Below are 21,607 nucleotides of genomic sequence, written 5' to 3'. Positions count from 1 at the left end.
AATTGAACGATTTCATCAAGCAAAAAGCCCCACCGGGGTTTCCGGCAGGGCTTTTCCATAGAAATTATTTCAACCGGAGGTCAGCGTCGCTTCATCGCTTCGGCCAGAGCCGCAGCAAGAGCACCACCGGATTGCGACCCTTCGTTGTGTCCCTGCGGTTTGGAATTCGCGTGGCGCATGGCGCCCGCATTGCCCTTTTCGCGCATTGGCTGGGGTGCCGCCTCGCCGCCGTCCTTGCGCATGGTGAGGGCAATACGCTTGCGCTTCACATCCACTTCCACGACACGGACCTTGACGACATCACCCGCTTTCACGACCTCATGCGGGTCTTTCACGAAACGGTCGGCCAGCTGCGAGACATGCACGAGCCCGTCCTGATGCACACCGATATCCACGAAAGCGCCGAAGGCGGCGACATTGGTGACGGTACCTTCCAGCAACATGCCCGGTTTCAGATCGGTGATCTCGTCCACGCCGTCAGCAAAGGTCGCCGTCTTGAAGCTTGGGCGCGGGTCTCGGCCGGGCTTTTCCAGTTCGGCGATGATGTCCTTGACGGTGGGCAGGCCGAATTGCTCGTCGATGAAGCGCTTCGGATCCAGCCCCTTCAGCGTGGCGCTGTCACCCATCAGCGTGCGCAGATCGCGACCGCAGGCGGCAACGATCTTTTTCGCAACGCCATAGGCTTCGGGGTGCACCGAGGACGAATCCAGCGGTTCCTTGCCGTTGGGAATACGCAGAAAGCCGGCGCATTGCTCGAAGGTGCGCTGGCCAAGGCGCGGCACCTTCAACAGCTCCTTGCGGCTGGCAAAGGGGCCGGTCTGGTCGCGGTGTGCAACGATGGCATCGGCAATCGAAGCACCGAGGCCGGAAACCCGCGCCAGAAGCGGCGAGGAGGCGGTATTGAGATCGACACCGACGGCATTCACCGCATCTTCCACGACCGCGTCGAGTGAACGGCTGAGACGGCCCTGATCGACATCGTGCTGATACTGCCCGACGCCGATGGATTTCGGCTCGATCTTCACCAGTTCGGCCAGCGGGTCCTGAAGGCGGCGGGCGATGGACACCGCGCCACGCAGGGACACGTCGAGATTGGGGAATTCCGCCGCCGCCCGTTCCGACGCGGAATAGACTGACGCGCCCGCCTCCGAAACGATGACCTTGGTGGGCTTTGCGCCGGAAGCCGAAGCCGGCATCTGTGTCAGCAGATCGGCGACCAGCTTTTCCGTCTCACGGCTGCCCGTGCCGTTGCCGATGGCGATCAGCTCGACATTGTGCTTGCGGATGAGCATGGCGAGTTCCGCCTGCGCGCCGCGCACGTCGTTCCTCGGCTGGAAGGGATAGACCGTCGTGGTGTCGAGCAGCTTGCCGGTGCCATCCACCACGGCCACCTTGACGCCGGTGCGGATGCCCGGATCGAGCCCCATGGTGGCGCGTGAGCCCGCCGGTGCGGCCAGCAGCAAATCCTTGAGATTGCGGGCGAAAACATTGATCGCCTCTTCTTCCGCACGTTCGCGCAATTCGCGCATGAGATCGAGCGAAAGCGACATGGAGAGCTTCACCCGCCAGGTCCAGCCTGCCACTTCCATCAACCATTGATCGGCGGGGCCGGCATTGCGGATATCGAAGGCGGCCGCGACGGTACGCTGCGCGGGTTTGACCGGAGATGGATCATCCGCATCGACATCGATGGTCAGCGTCAGAATCTCCTCGTTCCAGCCGCGCAGCATGGCCAGCGCGCGGTGTCCCGGCACTGTCGCCCAGCGCTCGAAATGATCGAAATAATCGGAGAATTTTTCGCCTGCCGCCTGCTTGCCGTCGACCACCTTGGCGCGGAAAATGGCGTTCTGGCGCATATAGTCGCGCAGGCGTCCAAGAAGATCGGCGTTTTCCGTCATGGTTTCCGCCACGATGTCACGCGCGCCTTCAAGCGCTGCCTTCACATCCGCCACCTCGCCCTGCACATAGGCTTCGCCAAGCTTTGCCGGATCGGCTGCGCGGTTTGCCCAGATCGCTTCGGCCAGCGGACCGAGACCGCGCTCGCGGGCGATTTCGGCGCGGGTGCGGCGCTTCGGCTTGTAGGGCAGATAAAGGTCTTCCAGCTCCGCCTTGGTGCCCGCCTGCATGATCTTGACCATCAGGGCGTCCGTCATCTTGCCTTGACCGTTGATGGTATCAACAATGGAGGCGCGGCGCGCATTGAGTTCACGCAGATAGACGAGGCGTTCGGCAAGCATTCGAAGCTGGGTATCATCCAGCCCTCCCGTCGCTTCCTTGCGGTAACGGGCGATGAAGGGCACGGTCGCTCCCTCGTCCAGCAACGCCACTGCCGCCTTCACCTGATCGGCGCGGGCGTTGATTTCGGAGGCGATGAGCGAGGCGAGGCGGGCATTATCTGCGGTCATGGGGTTCTCTGATGTCACATCTGGAGCGGCGAACATAATGTCTGATTGTGGCGTGACAACAAGAGGCGGCAACGATTCCACAGGAAAGGCTGAGTTCAAGGGAAAGACGGGCATTTGAGGCGCTTTCTCCTTGACCTTTCGCCCCCCTGCCCTTAACGCCCCTCAAACAAGGTTACAGGCGAATTTGCAGGGGTGTTGACCATGAAAGTTCTGTTGATCGGTTCCGGCGGACGCGAACATGCGCTGGCGTGGAAAATCGCCCAGTCTCCCCTGCTCGATGAACTTTATGCCGCTCCCGGCAATCCCGGCATCGCCGACCATGCGACACTCGTTTCGCTTGACGTGGAAGACCACGCCGCCGTTATCGCCTTTGCCAGGGAAAAGGCGATCGACTTCGTCGTCGTCGGACCGGAAGCGCCGCTGGTTGCCGGTCTGGCAGATGATCTGCGTGCGGCTGGTATTGCCACCTTCGGGCCTTCGAAAGCAGCCGCTCAGCTTGAGGGTTCCAAGGGGTTCACGAAGGATCTATGCGCCCGTTACGATATTCCAACCGGGGCTTATCAGCGTTTCAAGACCGCCGAACCGGCAAAGCAATATGTCCGTGAACAGGGCGCACCCATCGTCATCAAGGCCGACGGGCTTGCCGCCGGCAAGGGCGTAACGGTTGCCATGAGCGAGGCGGAAGCGCTTGCCGCCATCGACGACTGTTTCGACGGCGCTTTTGGCGCTGCCGGCGCCGAGGTTGTGGTGGAAGCTTTCCTCGACGGTGAGGAAGCCAGTTTCTTCTGCCTTTCCGATGGCAAAACCGCGCTGGCGTTGGCAACAGCCCAGGACCACAAGCGCGTGGGTGATGGCGACACCGGCCCCAACACCGGCGGCATGGGCGCCTATTCCCCCGCCCCGGTGATGACACCGGCCATGGTGGAGCGCACCATGAAAGAAATCATCGAACCGACGATTTCTGGCATGGCGAAAGACGGCAATCCCTTCTCCGGCGTATTTTTCGCCGGTCTGATGATCACCGCCAAAGGCCCCGAGTTGATCGAATACAATGTGCGTTTCGGCGATCCGGAATGTCAGGTGCTGATGATGCGCCTCAAGAGCGACCTGCTGCCGATCCTCTACGCCACTGCTACCGGCACGCTGGACAAGGTGGAAGCGGAATGGCGCGACGATGCGGCGCTGACCGTTGTTCTAGCTTCCAAGGGTTATCCCGGTGCCTACGACAAGAACACGCCCATTGCCCATATTCCCGATGCCAGCGAAGAGGCAAAGGTGTTCCATGCCGGGACGGCGCTGAAGGACGGCAGACTGGTGGCGACGGGCGGACGCGTGCTGAACGTCACCGCCTTTGGCAAGAACGTGACGGAAGCGCAGGCGCGCGCCTATGCGCTGGCGGCCAAGGTGGAATGGGAAAACGGCTTCTGCCGTCGCGATATCGGCTGGCAGGCCGTGGCGCGCGAAAAAGTCTGACCATTCAAGGCATACAGCGGCCGGAGCGCAGATTTCGCTCAATTTTTACCAAGTTTGCTGACCTGATGGAAACGAAAGACCGATAATATCTGTCGAACATTGAAGGGCGCATTCTGTCTCGATCGTGAGGCTGCGCCGTCATTTCGGGGGTTTTTCGATGCGTCGTCTTCTTTTGACAGCGGTTGTCGCGCTGACCGGCGGGTCTGCGATGGCGTCTTCCATCGAATATGTAAACGGCACCCACACCAGCAATGGCAGCTTCGTTCGCCTCGACTGCGCCCGCTGCCAGCCCGTGAAGGACAACCCTGCCCCCGAGGGCTTTGCCATCCCCTCCATCGAGCCGGGCACGCAGCACACGGAAATGCGTGAAATCGAGGGTAAGCGCACGCTGGTGCGCACCGAGGCCTGGCTTGGCGGCGCGCCCGTCACCTTCGTCAGCACCAATCCCGCTTGGATGCCGCAGGAAACCCCCGGCACCGCAATTGCCACGTATGATGAGGGTGAAGCTGGCACTCCCCCCGAGGAAACGGCAGCCACGCCAGCAGGCATAGACATGACCGCGACCACGGCAGCGACGAAGACAATTTCGGCGGCCAATGCCACGGCACCGTCAAGCGCATCAGTAATGGCGGCACCCGATTTCCAGGATTTCAAATTGCGCGGCAATTGACCGACAGTGTCGGCGGCGTCTTTGATGACAAAAGTCAAATAATCGCGTCATCGCTGCATTTTTCGAAGTGCACGGCAACCATCCGGTGAATAATAAATTATGCATCCATTATTCTGCCAAGCACGCTCATAAAGCTTTTGCTAATTAAATATTTATTCAAATTTTTTGCCGCTAAGTGACCTCATAGTGCGATGCAGCACGACATGAGGGCTTGGAGCGGACTTTCGCTTTCAGGCTGATCACAGCGCATCAGGCGCCTTCCCATTCTCGAAACTTCGGCAGCGCGCGGCTTTTTCCGGCTCGCGGCGCAAAAGCTTGTGAGCGCCCATGAAGAATCTTTCCATTTCCCGTCAGCTGATCGTGCTCGTGGTGGCCCTTATGGCCGCCTTCGCAGCAGCAACGTTTTACCAGCTGAAATCTGCCACCGACGCGATCTATGAAGAACGCTACGGCATGCTGCGGACACAGGTGCAATCCGCCATTTCCATCCTGCAATCCTTCCACGACAAGGAAAAGGCCGGGACGCTTTCACACGAAGACGCCATGAAGCAGGCCTTCGCCACCGTCAGCGCCATGAGGTTCACCCCAGATGGCTATCTGTTCGGTTACGACTACGACGTGACGATGAAATTCCATCCCGACGCGAAGCGTGTCGGCGAGAACTACAAGGGCAAGCCGGACAGCAAGGGCTTCCAGTATCGTGACGAGCTCGTACGGCTTGGCCGCAACGGCGGCGGCCAGACGGATTTCTACGGTCCGAAGCCCGGCATGGAAGGCAATGACTACGCCAAAAGCTCCTACGCCCTTGCTTTTGAGCCCTGGCAGGTGGTGGTCGTGACCGGCGTTTACATCGATGATCTGAATGCCCAGGTTCGTGGCGAGGTGATGAGGGCGCTGTCCATCGGTGCCGCCATCTTCGTGCTGGCACTTGCCGCCGCCTTCTACGTTATCCGGGGGATCTCGAAGCCGCTCGGCGACATTCACAGGGCGCTCGGTGAAGTCGCCAATGAGAACGTCTCGCTCACCATACCCCATACCGGGCTGACCAACGAAGTGGGCATGATGGCGAAGGCCACGGCCTCGCTTCAGGACAAGGTACGGGAGCGCCACGCCATGCAGCGCCGGGAGGAAGAACAGCAGCAGCAGCTCAACGCCGAGCGCCAGAACAACCTCGACATGCAGCGCGACGAGGCCGCATTGCAGGCACGTGTCGTCACCACCATTGGCGAGGCGCTGGAAAAACTCGCCGGCGGTGATCTGACCGTACGTTGCGCCGATCTCGGCAACCGTTACGCCGCGCTGCGCGACAACTTCAACGAGGCATTGACCCATCTCGACGCCGCCATGGCCAAGGTGAATTCCAAGAGCATCGATATCGGCGGCTCGAAGGAAGAAATCCGCAAGGCCTCCAACGAGCTTTCGCAGCGCACCGAACGCCAGGCGGCAAATCTCGAGGAAACCTCTGCCGCGCTCGACGAGTTGACGGTTGCGGTGCGCCAGACGGCTGAAGGTGCAGCCGACGCCGCCAAGCGCGTCACGACAGTCAGTTCCGAAGCGATGCGCAGCGACCGGGTGGTGGAAGAAGCGATTGCGGCGATGAGCGGCATCGAACAATCTTCCGATCAGATTTCGAACATCATCGGCGTGATCGACGACATCGCTTTCCAGACCAATCTTCTGGCACTGAATGCGGGCGTGGAAGCGGCGCGTGCCGGGGAAGCGGGCAAGGGCTTTGCCGTGGTGGCACAGGAAGTGCGCGAACTGGCGCAGAAATCCGCCGCCGCCGCCAAGGAGATCAAGGACCAGATCGCCCGCTCTTCCAACCAGGTGGAAAACGGCGTGCGTCTTGTCGGCGAAGCCGGTGACGCGCTGAAACGCATCTCGGACCAGATCAAATCCGCCAACGAGATCGTCGGCAAGATCGCCCATTCGGCGGCCGAACAGGACACGACGCTGCGCTCTATCTCCACATCGCTCAACCAGCTCGACGTCGCCACCCAGCACAATGCGGCGATGGCGGAAGAGACCACGGCTTCGGCGGAAGCGCTGGCCGTCGATACCGAAGAGCTGCTGAACCTCATCCGCGGCTTCCGCGTCTCCTCCGGCAACCAACTCCACGGCATGGCAGAGCAGATGCGCATGGCGGGGTGATAGACGCTGAGGTGATGGATAAACGAAAACGCCGGAGAAAACTCCGGCGTTTTTTTGTTTCAACGTGTCAAAGTATCCAGCCGGTCGATATCGGCAGGCGAAAAGACCGTAATTCCCGCTCTTTCAAGCAGCGCCGCCGTCACGCCATTGCCCGCATGTTTGATGCCGGAGAACGAGCCGTCATAGATCGCAACCGATCCGCAGGACGGGCTGCCGTCGATCAACAACGAGTGCGTGCAGCCATTGGCTTTAGCAAGGGCCAACGCCTTTTCCGCACCGGCAATAAATTCCGCCGTGACATCGCCGCCGGTTACTTCCAGCACCCGGGCGCGGCCTTCCAGCACATCGAGACCGGAAGCTCCCTTCTCGATCTCTGCCGGCGGGCGCGGCACGGACATGCCGCCCGCCATTTCCGGACAGATCGCCACCAGCCTGCCTTCATCCCGCCAGCGGTCTATCGCCGGGTGGACGAGAGTTTTGCCCTTGCCGTCATAGCGGACCGCCTGGCCGAGGAGACAGGCGCTGATGAGGATTTTGCGGGGCGTGTGGGTCATTGGAAAAACATCCTGTGGGAGTCGCGGCTGTAGCTTACCCCCCTCTGCCCTGCCGGGCATCTCCCCCTCAAGGGGGGAGATCGAATCGTGACAACGTGCCGATCATTTTCGACGTTGCAAATTTTTGCGGGGAGCGACCGTCTTGCCGATCTCCCCTTGAGGGGAAGATGTCCGGCAGGCCAGAGGGGGTGAACCAAGAACGCTACCGTCCATGTTCACACCCAATCCCCTCACCCCGTAATCTTCGAGAAATCCGCAACCGTTCCGGTGGCTTCACGAATGGCCTTCAACAGCGCCAGACGGTTTGCGCGGATGGCTGCGTCCTCGTCGTTGACGAGAACATCCTCGAAAAACTTGTCGACGGGCGCGCGAAGCGTCGAGAGCGCCTGCATGGCGGAGCGGAAATCTTCCGTCTCGACGGCCTTTGCGGCATCGGCGGAAGCGGTCTTGATCGCCGCGTAAAGCGCCTTTTCGGCGTCGAGCTTCAGCAGTTCTTCTGAAACGCTGTTCGCAACCACGGTGCCCTTCTTTTCCTCTGCGGCCAGAAGCTGGGTGGCGCGCTTTGCACCGGCCAGCAGGTTCCGGCCATCTTCGCCGGTGATGAAGGCGGTCAGCGCCTCGACACGGCGGGCGATCATCAGCAGGTCGTCGGATTCCGGCGTCAGGACGGCGTCGATCAGATCGTAACGGGCGCCGAGGTCGCGCAGATAGACTTTCAGGCGGTCGTGGAAGAAGGAGAGGAGGTCAGTATCCTTCGCGACGCTCAAGAGCGGCAGGCGCACGTTCTTTTCAAGCAGAATGCGAACCACGCCCAGCGCCGCACGGCGCAGTGCGAAGGGATCCTTCGAACCGGTAGGCTTTTCATCGATGGCCCAGAAGCCGACGAGCGTGTCGAGTTTGTCGGCGAGAGCAACCGTGATCGCCACCTTGTCGGCTGGCAGGCGGTCGGAGGGACCCTGCGGCTTGTAGTGATCCTCGATCGCCGCGGCGACACTTTCGTTTTCGCCCTGCAAGGTTGCGTATTTTCGGCCCATCAGGCCCTGAAGCTCGGGGAATTCGCCGACGGCTTCGGTGCGCAGGTCGGCTTTCGCCAGCACCACGGCGCGGTCCACCAGAGCAGCATCGGCACCGACGACGGGGGCCAGAGCCTTGGCCAGTTCGCGAATGCGGGCCACACGCTGCCCTTGAGTGCCGAGCTTGGCATGGAAGGTAACGTTCAGCGCATCGAGCTTGGCCATGCGCTGGTCGAGCGGCTTCTTGAGATCGAGGCCAAATTTCGCAGCCGAATCCTTGAGCGTCTCCAGATCGGGCAGATCGCCCTGGTCACGGTTCCAGAAATGGCGGGCATCCGACAGGCGGGCGCGGACGACCTTGCCGTTGCCATGGATGATTTCCTTGCCGCCGTCGCTTGCCTCGATGTTCGAGATCAGGATGAAGCGGTTGGAAAGACCCTCTTCCGCACCCTGATTGCGGGTGACGAAACACTTCTGGTTGGTCTTGATGGTCAGCCGGATGATTTCCGCCGGGATTTGCAGGTAATCCTCCTCGAAAGTGCCCATCAGCACCTGCGGCCATTCAACAAGGCCGGAGACTTCTTCCAGCAGGCCTTCGTCTTCCACCAGCTCAAGGCCGTTGGCAAATACCAGATCCTTGGCATCGTGCAGGATGATATCCTTGCGGCGGTCGGCATCGAGAATGACCTTCGCCTTTTCAAGGCTGGAGACATAATCCTCGAAACGGCGCACGGTGATCGGACCCGGCGCATGGAAACGGTGGCCATAGGTGACGTTGCCAGCGACGATGCCGTCGATGACAAAGGGAATGACCTGGGTTTCGTCATGTTCGGGGCCGAACAGGCAGACGATGGATTGCAGCGGGCGCACCCAGCGCAGGCTCTCCGAGCCCTTGCCTTCGATGCCGGCATAGCTGGAACCCTTCGGCATGGAGGCCGGGCCGGAGCGCATGGATTTCGGCCAGGGGAAGGAGCGGATGATGCCGGGCATCACCTCGGCGATAATCTCTTCCGCCGGGCGGCCGGGCTTGTTGATGATGGCGATGTAGAAATCGCCTTTCTTCGGATCGGAAACGACCTGAGCCTCGGAGACATCATTAAGGCCAGCGCCGCGCAGAAAGCCCTCAATCGCCTTTTCGTTGGCATCGGTGCGCGGACCCTTCTTTTCCTCACGCACATCGGCGGAGCGGGCGTTGAGGCCCCGAATATCCAGCGTCAGGCGGCGCGGCGTCCAATATTCGCGCGCACCCTCATAGGTCAGCCCTCTCTCCACCAAGGCGTCAGTGACGAGTTTCTTCAGATCGCCCGCCGCCTTACGCTGCATGCGTGCGGGGATTTCCTCGGAGCGAAGTTCAAGCAGAAGATCGGGCATGGGATAAGGACTTTAATCTGTTGCAAAAGAGTGTCGCGGACTTAGCAAGACCAGCGGCAAAAGTCATCAGCTATCGGTTAAATTACCGCCGGCGGACGTTACCAGCCGCCACCACCACCGCCGCCGCCGCCCGAACCGGAAGAACCACCGCCACCGCCACCTGAAAAGCTGGAGGAAGATGAGCTGACAGGCTGGGGAATGGTGGAAGCGATTGTATTCGCCATGGAAGTGGAGAACCCACCAATCCGGTCTCCGAAGCTGCCGTAATTGCTGCCCAAATACCAGCCGGGCGCATAACTTGCCGTGGCGGCACCAGCGGCGGCTGTCGCGAGCCAGGTCTCGAAGGTGCGGCTCCAGGGTTTTTCCACGCCGAGCGCGACCGCATAGGGCAGCAATGTCTCAAAATGCTGCGGCGACATGGCGGGGGCGTCCGCCATATTCATCCGGTCCTTTTCCGCCAGCGTCAGATAGGTTCTGAGGCCCTCGATGCCGTCCATCAGCTTGCGGCCGAGCGGCGTCGGCGCACCCATCAGGAACAGGAACAGCGCGTTGGTAAGCACGATGCCGCCGATGGCGGCCAGCGCCAGCGACTTGGTGTCATGCGTCACATCCAGCAGGATCTGCGTGGCAATGCCGCCAATGACCGAGAAAGCCACAAAACCGGCAAAGGCCAGCATAACGATGCCGCCGATGCGCTTGCTCAACGACGCGCCACGCGAGAACTGTCGGCCGATGCCGATCGACAGGATGCTGAAGAAAAAGGCGAAAAAGCCGAAGACCAGCACGGCGGCAATGGCGCTTTCATCGAGATCACCGAACACCAGCGTCGCGACGATTATGGCGACGCTGAAGAAGATGCCGAAAACGATGTAACCGGCATTGCTGCGGTAATATTTGCCGCGGTGCTCTTTTTCTATCGCCGCGCGAAACTGCTTGCCGACCTTTTCGACTTCCGTTCCATGCGCCTTGTCGATGGTGAGCGTCTCGCCCGGACCACCGATGGAGGACAACAGCGTCTTCTGCCCGCTCGGCAACTCCGCCCCAGCCTGCTTTTGCGTGCGGCGGATGACTATGGAGTTCTTCAGATCCTCCAGAACGACATAACCCTTGACCGCCAGATCAAGCGCCGAGGCGGACAGCGCTGTCCAGCCTGCGCCGGAAAAACCCCTGTTATCAACGTAATTGACCAGAGCCGGCGAAAGCCCCTCCGGTGCATCCCAGCGCGGCACGACTACACCCTTGGCCGGATCACGGCCGACCGCGAACCATGCTCGCAGATAATAGAGCAGCACTGCGAAAAGCCCGCCGCCCGAAAGCAGGATGGCAAGATTGTCACGTAGCCACCAACCTGCCTCCTGGGAGGAGTCGGGGGCGGCAATGGCGCCCTTCGGTAACTTCACGGCAACTGTCATGCCCTCGCCTACTGAAAACGGGCGGGTAGAGGCAAAAAACACCTCGTTGCCTTCGCTCAAAATGCGCGCATCCTTGCCCTTGGCACCGAGTGGACCGGTGAAAACGGCAGTATCGGTGGCCTTCACGCCCTGTGGCAAAGTGATGGTGGCGGAAATCTCACCCATCGGAAACTGCCAGCCATTGCCGGTGACATTCCAGGTGAGTTCGTCATAGTCGCTGAAATAACGGATCTGCCGGGCGGTGGTGTAGGTGATCTGGAAGATATGCTCGCCGGTCGGAAGAAAACGGTCGGCGCTGCCGGTATAAATGCGGATACCGCCATCGATATTCTCGGTGCGCCAGTTCTCCGGCGCGCCGTCTCGCTCCACGGAAACGACGTTAAAATCCACCTTGGTGCGTCGGTTATTCGCATCCAGCGCATAAAGCGGGAAATCGCGAAAGATGCCGCGCTTGATGTTCTGACCTTCAGCACGGGCGGTGATGGTTTCCGTCACCGTCAGTTCGCCACTCTTCGCAACCTCGACGACGGAATGATAGGAGCGGATGAATTCTTCCGCAAAGGCCGGGCAGGTCGCGCCCAGGAAGACAAGCAGCGCGAGAAGTCTTGCGGCGATGGTCTTCACGGGGCGGTCTCCTCCAGCCGGTTTCAGTGCTGCGGCTCGGCAGCACTTTCCTTTTCGGTATAGTCGACGCCGAGCGAGGCGAGCGCCTTCCAGTAGCCCGGATAGGTCTTGCCAACGCAGGCAGGGTTCTGGATGGCGATGCCGCCGATCTTCAGAGCCGCGAGCGCAAAGCTCATGGCGATGCGGTGATCGGCAAAAGTATCGATGGAGGCATCGACCGTCTGGCCCGCCAGCGCCGGGTCGGCATGCACGATCAGGTCGTCGCCTTCCTCATGCGCCAGACCGTTGCGGATTTCGTTGAGGCCGAGCGAGACGGCACGGATACGGTCGCATTCCTTCACACGCAGATTGGCAATGCCGACGAAACGTACCGGCGTTTCGTTGAACGCGGCGAGAACGGCGATGGTCGGAATGGCGTCCTGCATCTGCGAACCGTCGATTTCAGCGGGCAGATGCGGAAACTGCGCCATGACCTCATAGGCCTTGGCATCCGGCTGGGTGAACTTGTCGGCGGGCGTGCCGATGTCGATCGCACCGGCGGTAAGAAGCTCCGCGCCCCAGAGATAGGTGGCGGCGGATGCATCCGGTTCGATATGGAAATCGGTCGCGGTATAGCCGGTCGGATGTACGCGCCAGATGGCGTTGCTGACCCGCTCCACCTTCGCACCGAAAGCTTCCATGGCTGATGTGGTGAGGTCGATATAACCCTTCGCGCCGATTTCCTCGCCCTTGAGGATGATATCGACAGGCTTATCGCCGCAGGCGGCCGCCATCAGAAGTGCCGACACATATTGGCTGGAGAGGTTGGCGTCGATTGTGACGCTGCCCTTCGGGAAACCCATGCCCTTGCCCCGCACGGTAACTGGCGGGCAGCCGGTCGGCGCATCCGCTTCGACGCCGAGGGCGCGCAGCGCTTCCACCAACGGCATGATCGGGCGTTTGCGCATGTGCTCGTCGCCATCGATGATGACGGCGCCATCCACCAGTGCTGCAGCCGCAGTCAGGAACCGCGTGGCTGTGCCGGCATTGCCGAGAAAAAGCGGCTTTTCCGGCTGTTGAAGCACGCCTGTACCCTCCACCACGAAGGTCGTGGCGTCAGGTTCTGTCACCTTAACGCCCATGGCGCGCAGGGCTTCGGCCATATAGAGCGTATCGTCGCTCTTCAACGCGCCGGTTAGGCGGCTTTTTCCCTTGGCGAGGCCAGCCAGCAGAAGCGCGCGGTTGGTGATGGATTTGGAGCCGGGCGGCTCTACCTTGCCGGAAAGCGGGTGGCCGGGCGGGGTGATGGTCAGTTCGATCATGATCGTCGTCTTGTCAAAGAATGCGGCAGAGAGCCGGGATACAGGAATGTCGGCGGGAGGATTTGGCCCCGGGGAACGGTCACCTTAGAATTTCACGGTCGGCACGGCGCGGTCTGCCGGGTTTTCGATCTCGAAATAAGGCGCCTTGGCAAAACCGAACTGGCCGGCGATCAGATTGGATGGAAAGCTTTCCACCCTGACGTTCAGATCGCGCGCGGCGCCATTGTAATAACGGCGCGACATCTGCAGTTCGCCCTCGATGGTTTCCAGCGAGCGCTGCAATTCCAGAAAGTTCGTGTTGGCTTTCAGATCAGGATAGGCTTCAGCCAGCGCAAAGAGCTTGCCGAGCGCCTGCGACAGCATGCCTTCCGCCTGGGCGCGGCCTTCGACATCGCCAGCCGGCACGGCTTGGGCCCGGTTGCGCATGGCAATCACCTCCTCGAAGGTGCTTTTTTCATGCGCCGCGTAGCCCTTCACGGTCTCGATGAGATTGGGAATGAGATCGGCGCGGCGTTTCAACTGCACGTCGATGCCCGACCACGCCTCTTCCTTCATCTGCCTCGCCTTGACGAGCCCGTTATAGATGAAGACGACATAGAGCGCGATTGCCGCGATGATTGCCAGCGTGATGAACATTCCCGACCCCTCCTCAAGAGGCGCGAGCGCCGTAACGGCACCCGCACGTTAGACTGTTGCCCCGCCTTACATAAAGGTTCAGGCGGCCCTGTTCCAGTTCAACCCGCCCGCATCCGTGAGCAGGAAGGCTTCGCCGCAGGCTTTTGCCAGCGTGCGCACGCGCAGGATATAGCTCTGGCGTTCCGTCACCGAGATCACACCGCGCGCATCCAGCAGGTTAAAGACATGGCTTGCCTTGATGCACTGGTCATAGGCCGGGAACACGCATTTATGCAGGCGCTGATTGTCATCATCACCCGGCGCACCGGCGGCGAGAAGCGCCAGGCATTCCTTTTCCGCGTCGATGAAATGACGATGCAGCATGCCGGTGTCGGCAAATTCGAAATTATGGCGGGAGTATTCCTGCTCGGCCTGCAGGAAGACGTCACCATAGGAGATCTTCTCTTCACCCTCGCGGCCGTTGAAGTTGAGGTCGTAGACATTGTCGACGCCCTGAACATACATGGCCAGACGCTCCAGACCGTAGGTCAGTTCGCCAGCGACCGGCGAGCATTCGATGCCGCAGACCTGCTGGAAGTAGGTGAATTGCGACACTTCCATACCGTCGCACCAGCACTCCCAGCCGAGACCCCAGGCGCCGAGCGTCGGGCTTTCCCAGTCGTCTTCGACGAAGCGCACATCATGCAGCAGCGGATCGAGACCGATGGCCTTCAGCGAACCGAGATAGAGTTCCTGAAGGTTGGAAGGGTTGGGCTTCAGAATGACCTGATATTGGTAATAATGCTGCAAACGGTTGGGGTTTTCACCGTAGCGACCATCGGAAGGCCGGCGCGAGGGCTGCACATAGGCAGCCTTCCACGGCTTCGGGCCCAGCGCGCGCAGCGTCGTTGCCGGATGAAACGTACCAGCGCCCACTTCCATATCATAGGGCTGCAATACCGCGCAGCCCTTGTCGGCCCAGTAATTGTGCAGCGTCAGGATCAGCGCCTGAAAGGAACGCTTGGGGTTCATATGGTCTGGAATATCGGTCATTGCAGTCATCGCGGCGTTGTGAGGATAAGTAAGCACTGACTTACTTCGGATGCGGACTGGTGCCACGGCATGGCGAAGGGGTCAAGGATTTATGCGTGGAGACACCGGCTTACGTCTCATCCTCACGCTTCACGCGGTATTCGCCGGTTTCGGGGTCCTTAATCAGCGTGCCGATGGCGCCGGTTTCGCGTTCCTTTTCGCGCTGCTTCGATTTTGCCGAAAGCTTTTCCGCATCGCGAACGAAGCGGCGGTAGAGGATGACGGATCCCACCACCAGAAGAACAATTGTAATAAGCTGCGCCATAAGGCCCTATTCCTGCGACATCATAGACCGAAACGCGACCACAATGCCTTTTCTTCGGCAACTTCCGCAAGTTCCGAGACGGCGCCTGCCGCAAGCCTTTCGGCATTGAGGCCGAGTGCCGCATTCACGCCCGGCACTTTTTTGCCGAACAGCGAGCGCCCACCGGTGACGAGCTGAAGCTTGACCTTTGTCCCGTAACGGCGACGAAGAACCTCCCTCATGTCGCCCAAGCCGTCGATCAGGCCGAGATCAAGGCCACGCATACCGGTCCAGAACAGGCCGGAGAAGACCGTCTCATCACCCTTCAATTTTGCACCGCGGCGCATCTTGACCATATCGATGAAAACATTGTGGATTTCGACCTGAAGCGACTTCAGATATTCGATGTCGCCCTCTTTTTCCGGCTGGAAGGGATCGAGGATGACCTTGTTCTCGCCGGCCGTATAGACGCGGCGCTCCACCCCGATCTTCTTCAACATTTCCGGGAAACCGAAACCACCGGAAACGACGCCGATCGATCCGACGATGGAGGTGGGGTCGGCGATGATCTCGTCGCCGGCAAGCGCGATCATGTAGCCACCGGAGGCCGCCACATCCTCAACGAAAATCAGGACCTTCTTGTCCTTTTCCTCGGCAAGCTGGCGGATGCGATTATAGATCATTCGCGCCTGCACCGGCGAGCCACCGGGAGAATTCACGGAAATGGCGACAGCTGGCGCGTCCTTGATGGCAAAGGCCTTTTCCAGCAGCGGTGCATAGGAGGCAAGATTGAGAGCGGGGCGGAACTGGTTGCCGCCAGCCATGATTGCGCCATGCATGCGCACAACCGGGATGACGAGTTCTTTTTTGCGAAAGCGTTTCGGCACCAGATACTTCAGAAAACCCACAATTCACTCCTCGCAGCATTTGCCTGTTCGTCACGGATGTATGTATTGCCCTGCAAAACACAATGGTTTGCGGCCGGAGGAACGGCGAATTTATAGGCCAGGCCCGATTGCCTTTACATTACGGCGATAGGCGGTGCGGCCATTATTCAGATCATCCACGATGGGCGTGAAAGCATGGCTACCGGTCTCGTGCATGACGAGCGGCGCCCGGAACGACAGCCGCGCCCGTGACCCCTTGATCGCTGTTACGAGCATGCGCACCGCGTCCTCACCGGGGCGTGGGTGGATGAGTGTGATCTCTATGCCGCCGAAACGGCTGCCACACGCGGCAATGATCTCCGCCACCGATTGCGGCCGTGCAATAAGGGAAAGCTGCCCGCCTGGAACCGTGATCGCACCTGCGGTCCTGATCCAGTCCTCGAACAGGCCCTCCGTCATGGCGTGGGCCTCAGCCTTCAGCGCATCGGGCGTGCGGCGGTCACCTGCATCGTTATAGGGCGGGTTCATGATGACGTGGTGAAAATGCCCGTCCGGCAGTCCGGCCTCGACGCGCGCCTTGCCACGCAGTGTCACGTCAGCCTCACGCACGCTGACACGGGCGGAAAAAGCGGCATTTTCCGGCAATGCCAGGCTGCGGCGGGCAAATTCCACCATTTCCGGCGAACGTTCGAACAGGGTCACTTCGGCCTTTTCAAGCCGCGTGGCGACAGCGAAACCTGCCGCGCCCGCGCCCGCGCCGAGATCGGCTATGCGGCATGCGCGCTCGTCCGCCACCATCGAGGCAAGAAGCATGGCGTCCATGCCGGCGCGGTGTCCCCTGCCCTTGGGCTGGAGAATATGAAAACGGCCCCGGTGAAACGCATCCAAAGTTTCCGAAATCTCGCCGCCCACGTTCGTTTACGCCTCTTCGTTGCGCAATTCGTCGCCCAGACCGGCATCCACGAGAATGCGGCGGGCCTCACCGGCGCGGTCTTCCTCCACCAGGAACCGGCGGGGCAAAAGACCGAGCGAACCTTCCAGAATGCTCATTGCCTGATCGGCGACAAGGCAATGGATGCCAGCGTCCTTCATCAGGCTTTCGGCGAAGGATAACAGCACGGCATCGTTGGTACGGATCAGTTCACGCATGGATAAGCCCCAAATTCCCATTTTTTTGAATGGCTAGCGGCAATTCGCCCCTTGCCGCGACAGGCGCCAGTTTTTATTGTCGAACTCAAATTCGAACAGGAGTCCTGTCCCTTGGGCGTCGTCATACCGCTTGAAGAAAGCAAAAACAAACTCGCATCCGTCAAGCCGCTTGTCGACCTGACCCGTGCCGACATGGAACGGGTGAACCAGCTTATCCTTTCCAGAGCCGGTTCCGATGTCCAGATGATACCTGAGGTGGCCAACCATCTGATCTCGTCCGGAGGCAAACGCCTGCGGCCGATGCTGACGCTGGCCTCTGCCTCGATGTTCGGTTACGAGGGCGACCACCATATCAAGCTCGCCACCAGCGTGGAATTCATGCACACGGCGACGCTGCTGCATGACGACGTGGTGGATGAAAGCGATCTGCGCCGTGGCAAGTCCACCGCCCGCACCATCTGGGGCAACCAGGCAAGCGTTCTCGTCGGCGACTTCCTGCTCGGCCAAGCCTTCCGCATGATGGTGGACGTCGGCTCGCTGGATGCGCTCGATGTGCTGTCCACCGCCGCTTCGGTCATCGCCGAGGGCGAAGTGCTGCAGCTTTCGGTCGCCAAGAACATGGAAACGACCGAGGACGATTATCTGCAGGTGATTCGCGCCAAGACGGCCGCCCTTTTTGCAGCGGCCGCGGAAGTTGGCCCCATCGTCGCCAAAACCGACAAGGCAAGCCGCAGCGCGCTGAAATCCTACGGCATGAATCTCGGCCTTGCCTTCCAGCTCGTTGACGACGTGCTGGATTACGGTGGCAAATCCGCCGATCTCGGCAAGAATACGGGTGACGATTTCCGTGAGGGCAAGATAACCCTGCCGGTCATCCTGTCCTATCGCCGCGGCACGCAGGATGAGCGCGCCTTCTGGCGCAACGCCATCGAAAAGGGTGAAAGCAGCGACGAAAACCTCGAAAAGGCGCTCGGTCTCATCACCAAATACAACGGTCTTGGCGATACGATCGGCCGCGCCACGCATTACGGCACCATTGCCCGCGATGCGCTTGCACCGCTGCCGGAAAGCCCGTGGAAAAACGCGCTTCTGGAAGTCATCGACTTCTGCATCGAGCGTCTCAACTGACGCTGGAGGCCTCAGGCAAACGGCGGATGGACAAGACCGTCCGCCGCTGTTTCGGACTGGGTGTCCCGCAAGGGGAGATTGTGGCGCGGGCCATAATTTCTTGCGGGGTTGCTTCAAAAAAGCCATTCTATCGTGACCAAACAATGGAAACTGATTTTTCCGTGCTTCTGCACAAAGGCAAAGGTTCCCTCATGCGGCGTAAACCAGCACTTCGTCTTCTCTGCAGCGCGGCTCTTGCCGCCGCTCTCGCACTTGGCGCGGGTTCAAGCCCCGGCTTTGCGGAGACGAAAACGGAAGCCAAGGCCGTTACTTTCGATCCTGCCAAGGTAAATACCTTCTCCGGCGCATTCCTTGCCGCGCGCAATGCCGATGTCGATCAGGATTACCCCACCGCGATTTCGCTCTACAAGAAGGCGCTGGAATTCGATCCGGCCAATTCGGAAATCCGCCAGCGCCTGATGATCGCCGAACTGTTGAGCGGCAATTTCGAGGCTGGCGCCAAGATTGCCGATTCGATGAAGGACGATACCTCCGTCGAACGCGTGACGACCATCGTGCGCGGCCTCGACGCCATCAAGGACAAGGAATTCGTCAAGGCCGAGAAAATCCTGAAATATACCGGCCCGAACGATCTCGACCGCATGGTCAACACGCTTCTGACGGCATGGGCGCGCGCCGGTTCAGGCAAGCCCAAGGAAGCGCTGGCCCTCGTCAACAACATGAAGGGTCCGGGCTGGATTTCGATTTTCCAGAAATACAATGCCGCGGCGATCGCCCTTGTCTCCGGCAACACAGATGCTGCCCGCAAGAGCCTCAATGAGGCCGTGACGGATCGTGAAGGCGGGGCAACCGCTTCCGACACCTATATGCGCGCGGTGATGGCGCTTGCACGGCTGGAGGCTTCAGCCGGCAACAAGCAGAAGGCGCTGGACGCAATTGCGGTCGGCGACACTTTTGCGCCGAACTATGCGCCGCTCAAAGCGCTTCGCCAATCCATCGAGAAGGGCGAGAAGCCGCCGCAGCAGATAACCAATGCCGTTGAAGGCGCGGCTTCCGTGATGTTTTCCATCGCGGGCGCGCTGAACCGCGAAGGTGCCGAAGAGATCGTCACGCTTTACCTTCAGACCTCGCGGGCGCTCGATCCGCAAAGCGCCGATACGCTGATCCTTCTCGGCGGACTTGCCGAGGCGATGAAACAGCCCGACCGCGCCATCGCCTTCTACCGCGACGTGCCGAAGGATTCGCCGATGCACCGTATCTCCGAGTTGCAGCTCGGGCTGACGCTGGCGCAGACGGGCAAGGTGGAGGAAGCGCGCAACCACCTGCAATCCCTGCTGCAATCCGATCCGAAGGATATCCGTTCTTACCTCGCCTATGGCAGCGTGCTTTCCGACGCCAAGGACTACAAGGCTATGGCCGAAAACTACGACAAGGCTGTCGAAGTGATCGGTGCCGTGCCGCAGAAGTCGGACTGGACCGTGTTCTTCCAGCGCGCCATCGCCCATGAGCGCCTGAAGGAATGGGACAAGGCCGAGCCGGACTTCAAGCGTGCGCTCGAACTCAACCCGGAACAGCCGCAGGTGCTGAACTATCTCGGCTATTCCTGGGTGGACAAGGGTATCAACCTCGACGAAGCGATGAAGATGATCAGCCGCGCGGTCGAGCTTCGGCCGAATGACGGCTATATCGTCGACTCGCTTGGCTGGGCGCATTTCCGGCTGGGCGCGTTTGACCAGGCCGTGACGGAACTGGAGCGGGCAATCGAGCTAAAGGCCGGCGATCAGACCATCAACGATCATCTGGGCGATGCCTACTGGCGTGTCGGTCGCAAGATCGAGGCCGTGTATCAGTGGAACCGCGCGCTGATTGGCGACAATGACGATCTGGACAAGGCCAAGGTGAAGGAAAAGATTGCCAACGGCCTGCCGCCGCTGGAAAAGGACGCCGAAAACACCGCCAAGAAGGAGGCCGCGCCGCAGCCGCCGGCTCCGCCAGCACCGGCCCCTGTTGCCCCTGCCCCGGACAAGAAATCCTGACGCGACATGCGCGCGGATGACATTACCGGGGCTGTCGAAACAACCGAGGCGGCCCCGGCCAAGATCAATGTGGCACTGCATGTAATCGGTCAGCGGGCAGATGGTTATCATCTGCTCGAGACGCTGGTGACCTTCACCGAAGCAGGCGACGCGATCCATGTTCGCGATGCCGATGCCGACACTTTCTCCATCTCCGGCCCGTTTGGCGATCTGCTGCGCGCAGGCGATGGCGGCAACAATCTCGTCGTCCGTGCCAGAGACCTTTTGCGTGATGCGCTTGTGGCGGCAGGTCAATCGGCACGCCCGGTTGCCATCCATCTCGAAAAGAACCTGCCAGTCGCCTCCGGCATTGGCGGCGGCTCAGCGGATGCGGCAGCGACACTGCGGGCGCTGTTGCGGCACTGGAATGCCGGGATTGTTCCTGAAAATCTCGCACACATCGCGCTTGCGCTTGGCGCTGACGTGCCGATGTGCCTTGAAAGTCGCCCACTCATCGCACGAGGTATCGGCGAGGATATCGAGCCGGTCTCCGATCTGCCGGAATTCTTTCTGGTGCTGGCCAACCCTCTGAAAGCGGTCTCGACGCCGGAGATTTTTCGGCGATTGCTCGACAAGGCCAACCCGCCCCTGCCGGAGCGGAAAGAAGGCGGCTGGATGGATTTTCTGGCGCAAAGCCGAAACGATCTGGAAGTCCCCGCCAAGGCGCTCCTGCCGGAGATCGGCGCAATCGCCGGCATGCTGTTGCAGGAAGGTGCTTCCCTTGTGCGCATGTCCGGTTCGGGCGCCACCTGTTTTGGACTATTTCATTCCTTCGAGGCCGCCCGAAAAGCGGAAACATCGCTTCGAAACAAGCGCCCCGGCTGGTATTTTCAGGCGACGCGGACCATCTGAAGACAACACAATTCGAGGATAAGGCCATGGCAGGCGAAAGACTCTTCATCCCCCTCGGCATCGCGGTTCTGACCGTTTCGGACAGCCGCACGCTTGAGAATGACAAGTCCGGCGACACGCTAGTCGCACGCATAGAGGAAGCCGGACACAAGGTCGCCGCCCGCACCATCGTGGCAGACGACAAGGCTGCTATTTTCAACACCGTGCGCGACTGGACGCTCAACGGGAGCGTGGATGTGGTCATCACCACCGGCGGCACCGGCTTTACAGGCCGCGACGTGACACCCGAGGCGCTGGAACCCCTGTTCGAAAAGCGCATGGACGGCTTTTCTGCCATCTTCCATCGCATTTCCTATGAAAAGATCGGCACCGCCACCATCCAGTCACGGGCGACCGGCGGCGTGGCAAACGCCACCTTCATCTTCGTGCTGCCCGGCTCTCCCGGCGCCTGCAAGGATGCCTGGGACGGTATTCTCAAAGCCCAGCTCGATTACCGCCACCTGCCCTGCAATTTCGTTGAGATCATGCCCCGGCTTGATGAGCATTTGAAACGCGGGGCTGGCGGCGTCTAGAGCGGGATTTCAGGGGTTG

At 60.5% G+C, this 21,607-nt stretch carries 18 protein-coding genes; 7 read left to right on the top strand and 11 right to left on the bottom strand.

Annotated features, from left to right (window positions below):
* Positions 1-80: 80 nt before the first annotated feature.
* A complete protein-coding gene (locus G6L97_RS01445) occupies positions 81-2,405 on the bottom strand; it encodes a Tex family protein (protein WP_111782789.1) in 2,325 nt (774 codons plus the stop codon).
* A 201-nt stretch (positions 2,406-2,606) separates the two neighbouring features.
* On the opposite strand from G6L97_RS01445, the gene purD reads away from it, so the two are divergent.
* From purD to G6L97_RS01430, 3 genes are all read left to right on the top strand, one after another.
* A complete protein-coding gene (gene purD / locus G6L97_RS01440; protein WP_111782790.1) occupies positions 2,607-3,878 on the top strand; it encodes a phosphoribosylamine--glycine ligase in 1,272 nt (423 codons plus the stop codon).
* A 157-nt stretch (positions 3,879-4,035) separates the two neighbouring features.
* Complete coding sequence (locus G6L97_RS01435) at positions 4,036-4,548, top strand: plant virulence effector HPE1-like domain-containing protein (protein ID WP_111782791.1); 513 nt, start codon at positions 4,036-4,038, stop codon at positions 4,546-4,548.
* A 327-nt stretch (positions 4,549-4,875) separates the two neighbouring features.
* Positions 4,876-6,699 (top strand): methyl-accepting chemotaxis protein, encoded by a 1,824-nt coding sequence (locus G6L97_RS01430; protein ID WP_111782792.1) that lies wholly within the window; start codon positions 4,876-4,878, stop codon positions 6,697-6,699.
* Between the two features lie 59 nt (positions 6,700-6,758).
* Here the strand turns inward: G6L97_RS01430 and G6L97_RS01425 are convergent, their stop codons facing one another.
* From G6L97_RS01425 to G6L97_RS01380, 10 genes are all read right to left on the bottom strand, one after another.
* Positions 6,759-7,253, bottom strand: a complete 495-nt coding sequence (locus G6L97_RS01425) for a DUF523 domain-containing protein (protein WP_111782793.1) — start codon at positions 7,251-7,253, stop codon at positions 6,759-6,761.
* 230 nt (positions 7,254-7,483) lie between these two features.
* Positions 7,484-9,637, bottom strand: coding sequence for a glycine--tRNA ligase subunit beta (gene glyS / locus G6L97_RS01420; RefSeq protein WP_111782794.1), 2,154 nt, complete (start codon positions 9,635-9,637; stop codon positions 7,484-7,486).
* Positions 9,638-9,735: 98 nt separating this feature from the next.
* Positions 9,736-11,673, bottom strand: coding sequence for a DUF2207 domain-containing protein (locus tag G6L97_RS01415; protein ID WP_111784181.1), 1,938 nt, complete (start codon positions 11,671-11,673; stop codon positions 9,736-9,738).
* A 23-nt stretch (positions 11,674-11,696) separates the two neighbouring features.
* Entirely contained in the window at positions 11,697-12,974 is a 1,278-nt protein-coding gene (locus tag G6L97_RS01410; RefSeq protein ID WP_080799348.1) for a 3-phosphoshikimate 1-carboxyvinyltransferase, read from the bottom strand.
* 84 nt (positions 12,975-13,058) lie between these two features.
* Positions 13,059-13,610: a LemA family protein gene (locus G6L97_RS01405; protein WP_003515183.1), complete on the bottom strand. Its 552-nt coding sequence runs from the start codon at positions 13,608-13,610 to the stop codon at positions 13,059-13,061.
* 78 nt (positions 13,611-13,688) lie between these two features.
* Complete coding sequence (locus G6L97_RS01400) at positions 13,689-14,651, bottom strand: glycine--tRNA ligase subunit alpha (RefSeq protein ID WP_013635520.1); 963 nt, start codon at positions 14,649-14,651, stop codon at positions 13,689-13,691.
* Between the two features lie 100 nt (positions 14,652-14,751).
* Positions 14,752-14,946 carry an NfeD family protein gene (locus G6L97_RS01395; RefSeq protein WP_003515179.1) on the bottom strand — a complete coding sequence of 65 codons (195 nt, stop codon included), beginning with the start codon at positions 14,944-14,946 and terminating at the stop codon, positions 14,752-14,754.
* Positions 14,947-14,966: 20 nt separating this feature from the next.
* A complete protein-coding gene (locus G6L97_RS01390) occupies positions 14,967-15,836 on the bottom strand; it encodes a S49 family peptidase (protein WP_164876645.1) in 870 nt (289 codons plus the stop codon).
* An 87-nt stretch (positions 15,837-15,923) separates the two neighbouring features.
* Positions 15,924-16,724 (bottom strand): tRNA1(Val) (adenine(37)-N6)-methyltransferase, encoded by an 801-nt coding sequence (locus G6L97_RS01385; RefSeq protein WP_019564271.1) that lies wholly within the window; start codon positions 16,722-16,724, stop codon positions 15,924-15,926.
* A 6-nt stretch (positions 16,725-16,730) separates the two neighbouring features.
* Positions 16,731-16,961: a putative signal transducing protein gene (locus G6L97_RS01380; RefSeq protein ID WP_003515173.1), complete on the bottom strand. Its 231-nt coding sequence runs from the start codon at positions 16,959-16,961 to the stop codon at positions 16,731-16,733.
* A gap of 111 nt (positions 16,962-17,072) precedes the next feature.
* Between G6L97_RS01380 and G6L97_RS01375 the strand changes: the two genes are divergently transcribed.
* From G6L97_RS01375 to moaB, 4 genes are all read left to right on the top strand, one after another.
* Entirely contained in the window at positions 17,073-18,089 is a 1,017-nt protein-coding gene (locus tag G6L97_RS01375) for a polyprenyl synthetase family protein (protein WP_026330625.1), read from the top strand.
* 191 nt (positions 18,090-18,280) lie between these two features.
* A complete protein-coding gene (locus G6L97_RS01370) occupies positions 18,281-20,125 on the top strand; it encodes a tetratricopeptide repeat protein (protein WP_111782931.1) in 1,845 nt (614 codons plus the stop codon).
* A 6-nt stretch (positions 20,126-20,131) separates the two neighbouring features.
* A complete protein-coding gene (locus G6L97_RS01365) occupies positions 20,132-21,016 on the top strand; it encodes a 4-(cytidine 5'-diphospho)-2-C-methyl-D-erythritol kinase (protein ID WP_111782796.1) in 885 nt (294 codons plus the stop codon).
* Positions 21,017-21,042: 26 nt separating this feature from the next.
* The gene (gene moaB, locus G6L97_RS01360; RefSeq protein ID WP_162686719.1) at positions 21,043-21,588 is read left to right on the top strand and encodes a molybdenum cofactor biosynthesis protein B; all 546 of its coding nucleotides are present in this window, start codon (positions 21,043-21,045) and stop codon (positions 21,586-21,588) included.
* Positions 21,589-21,607: the final 19 nt, after the last annotated feature.

The sequence above is a fragment of the Agrobacterium tumefaciens genome, assembly GCF_013318015.2.
Classification (GTDB): Bacteria; Pseudomonadota; Alphaproteobacteria; order Rhizobiales; family Rhizobiaceae; genus Agrobacterium; species Agrobacterium tumefaciens.
Note: the sequence above shows the minus strand (reverse complement) of the source record. Positions and strands in the feature narration are given on the sequence as shown.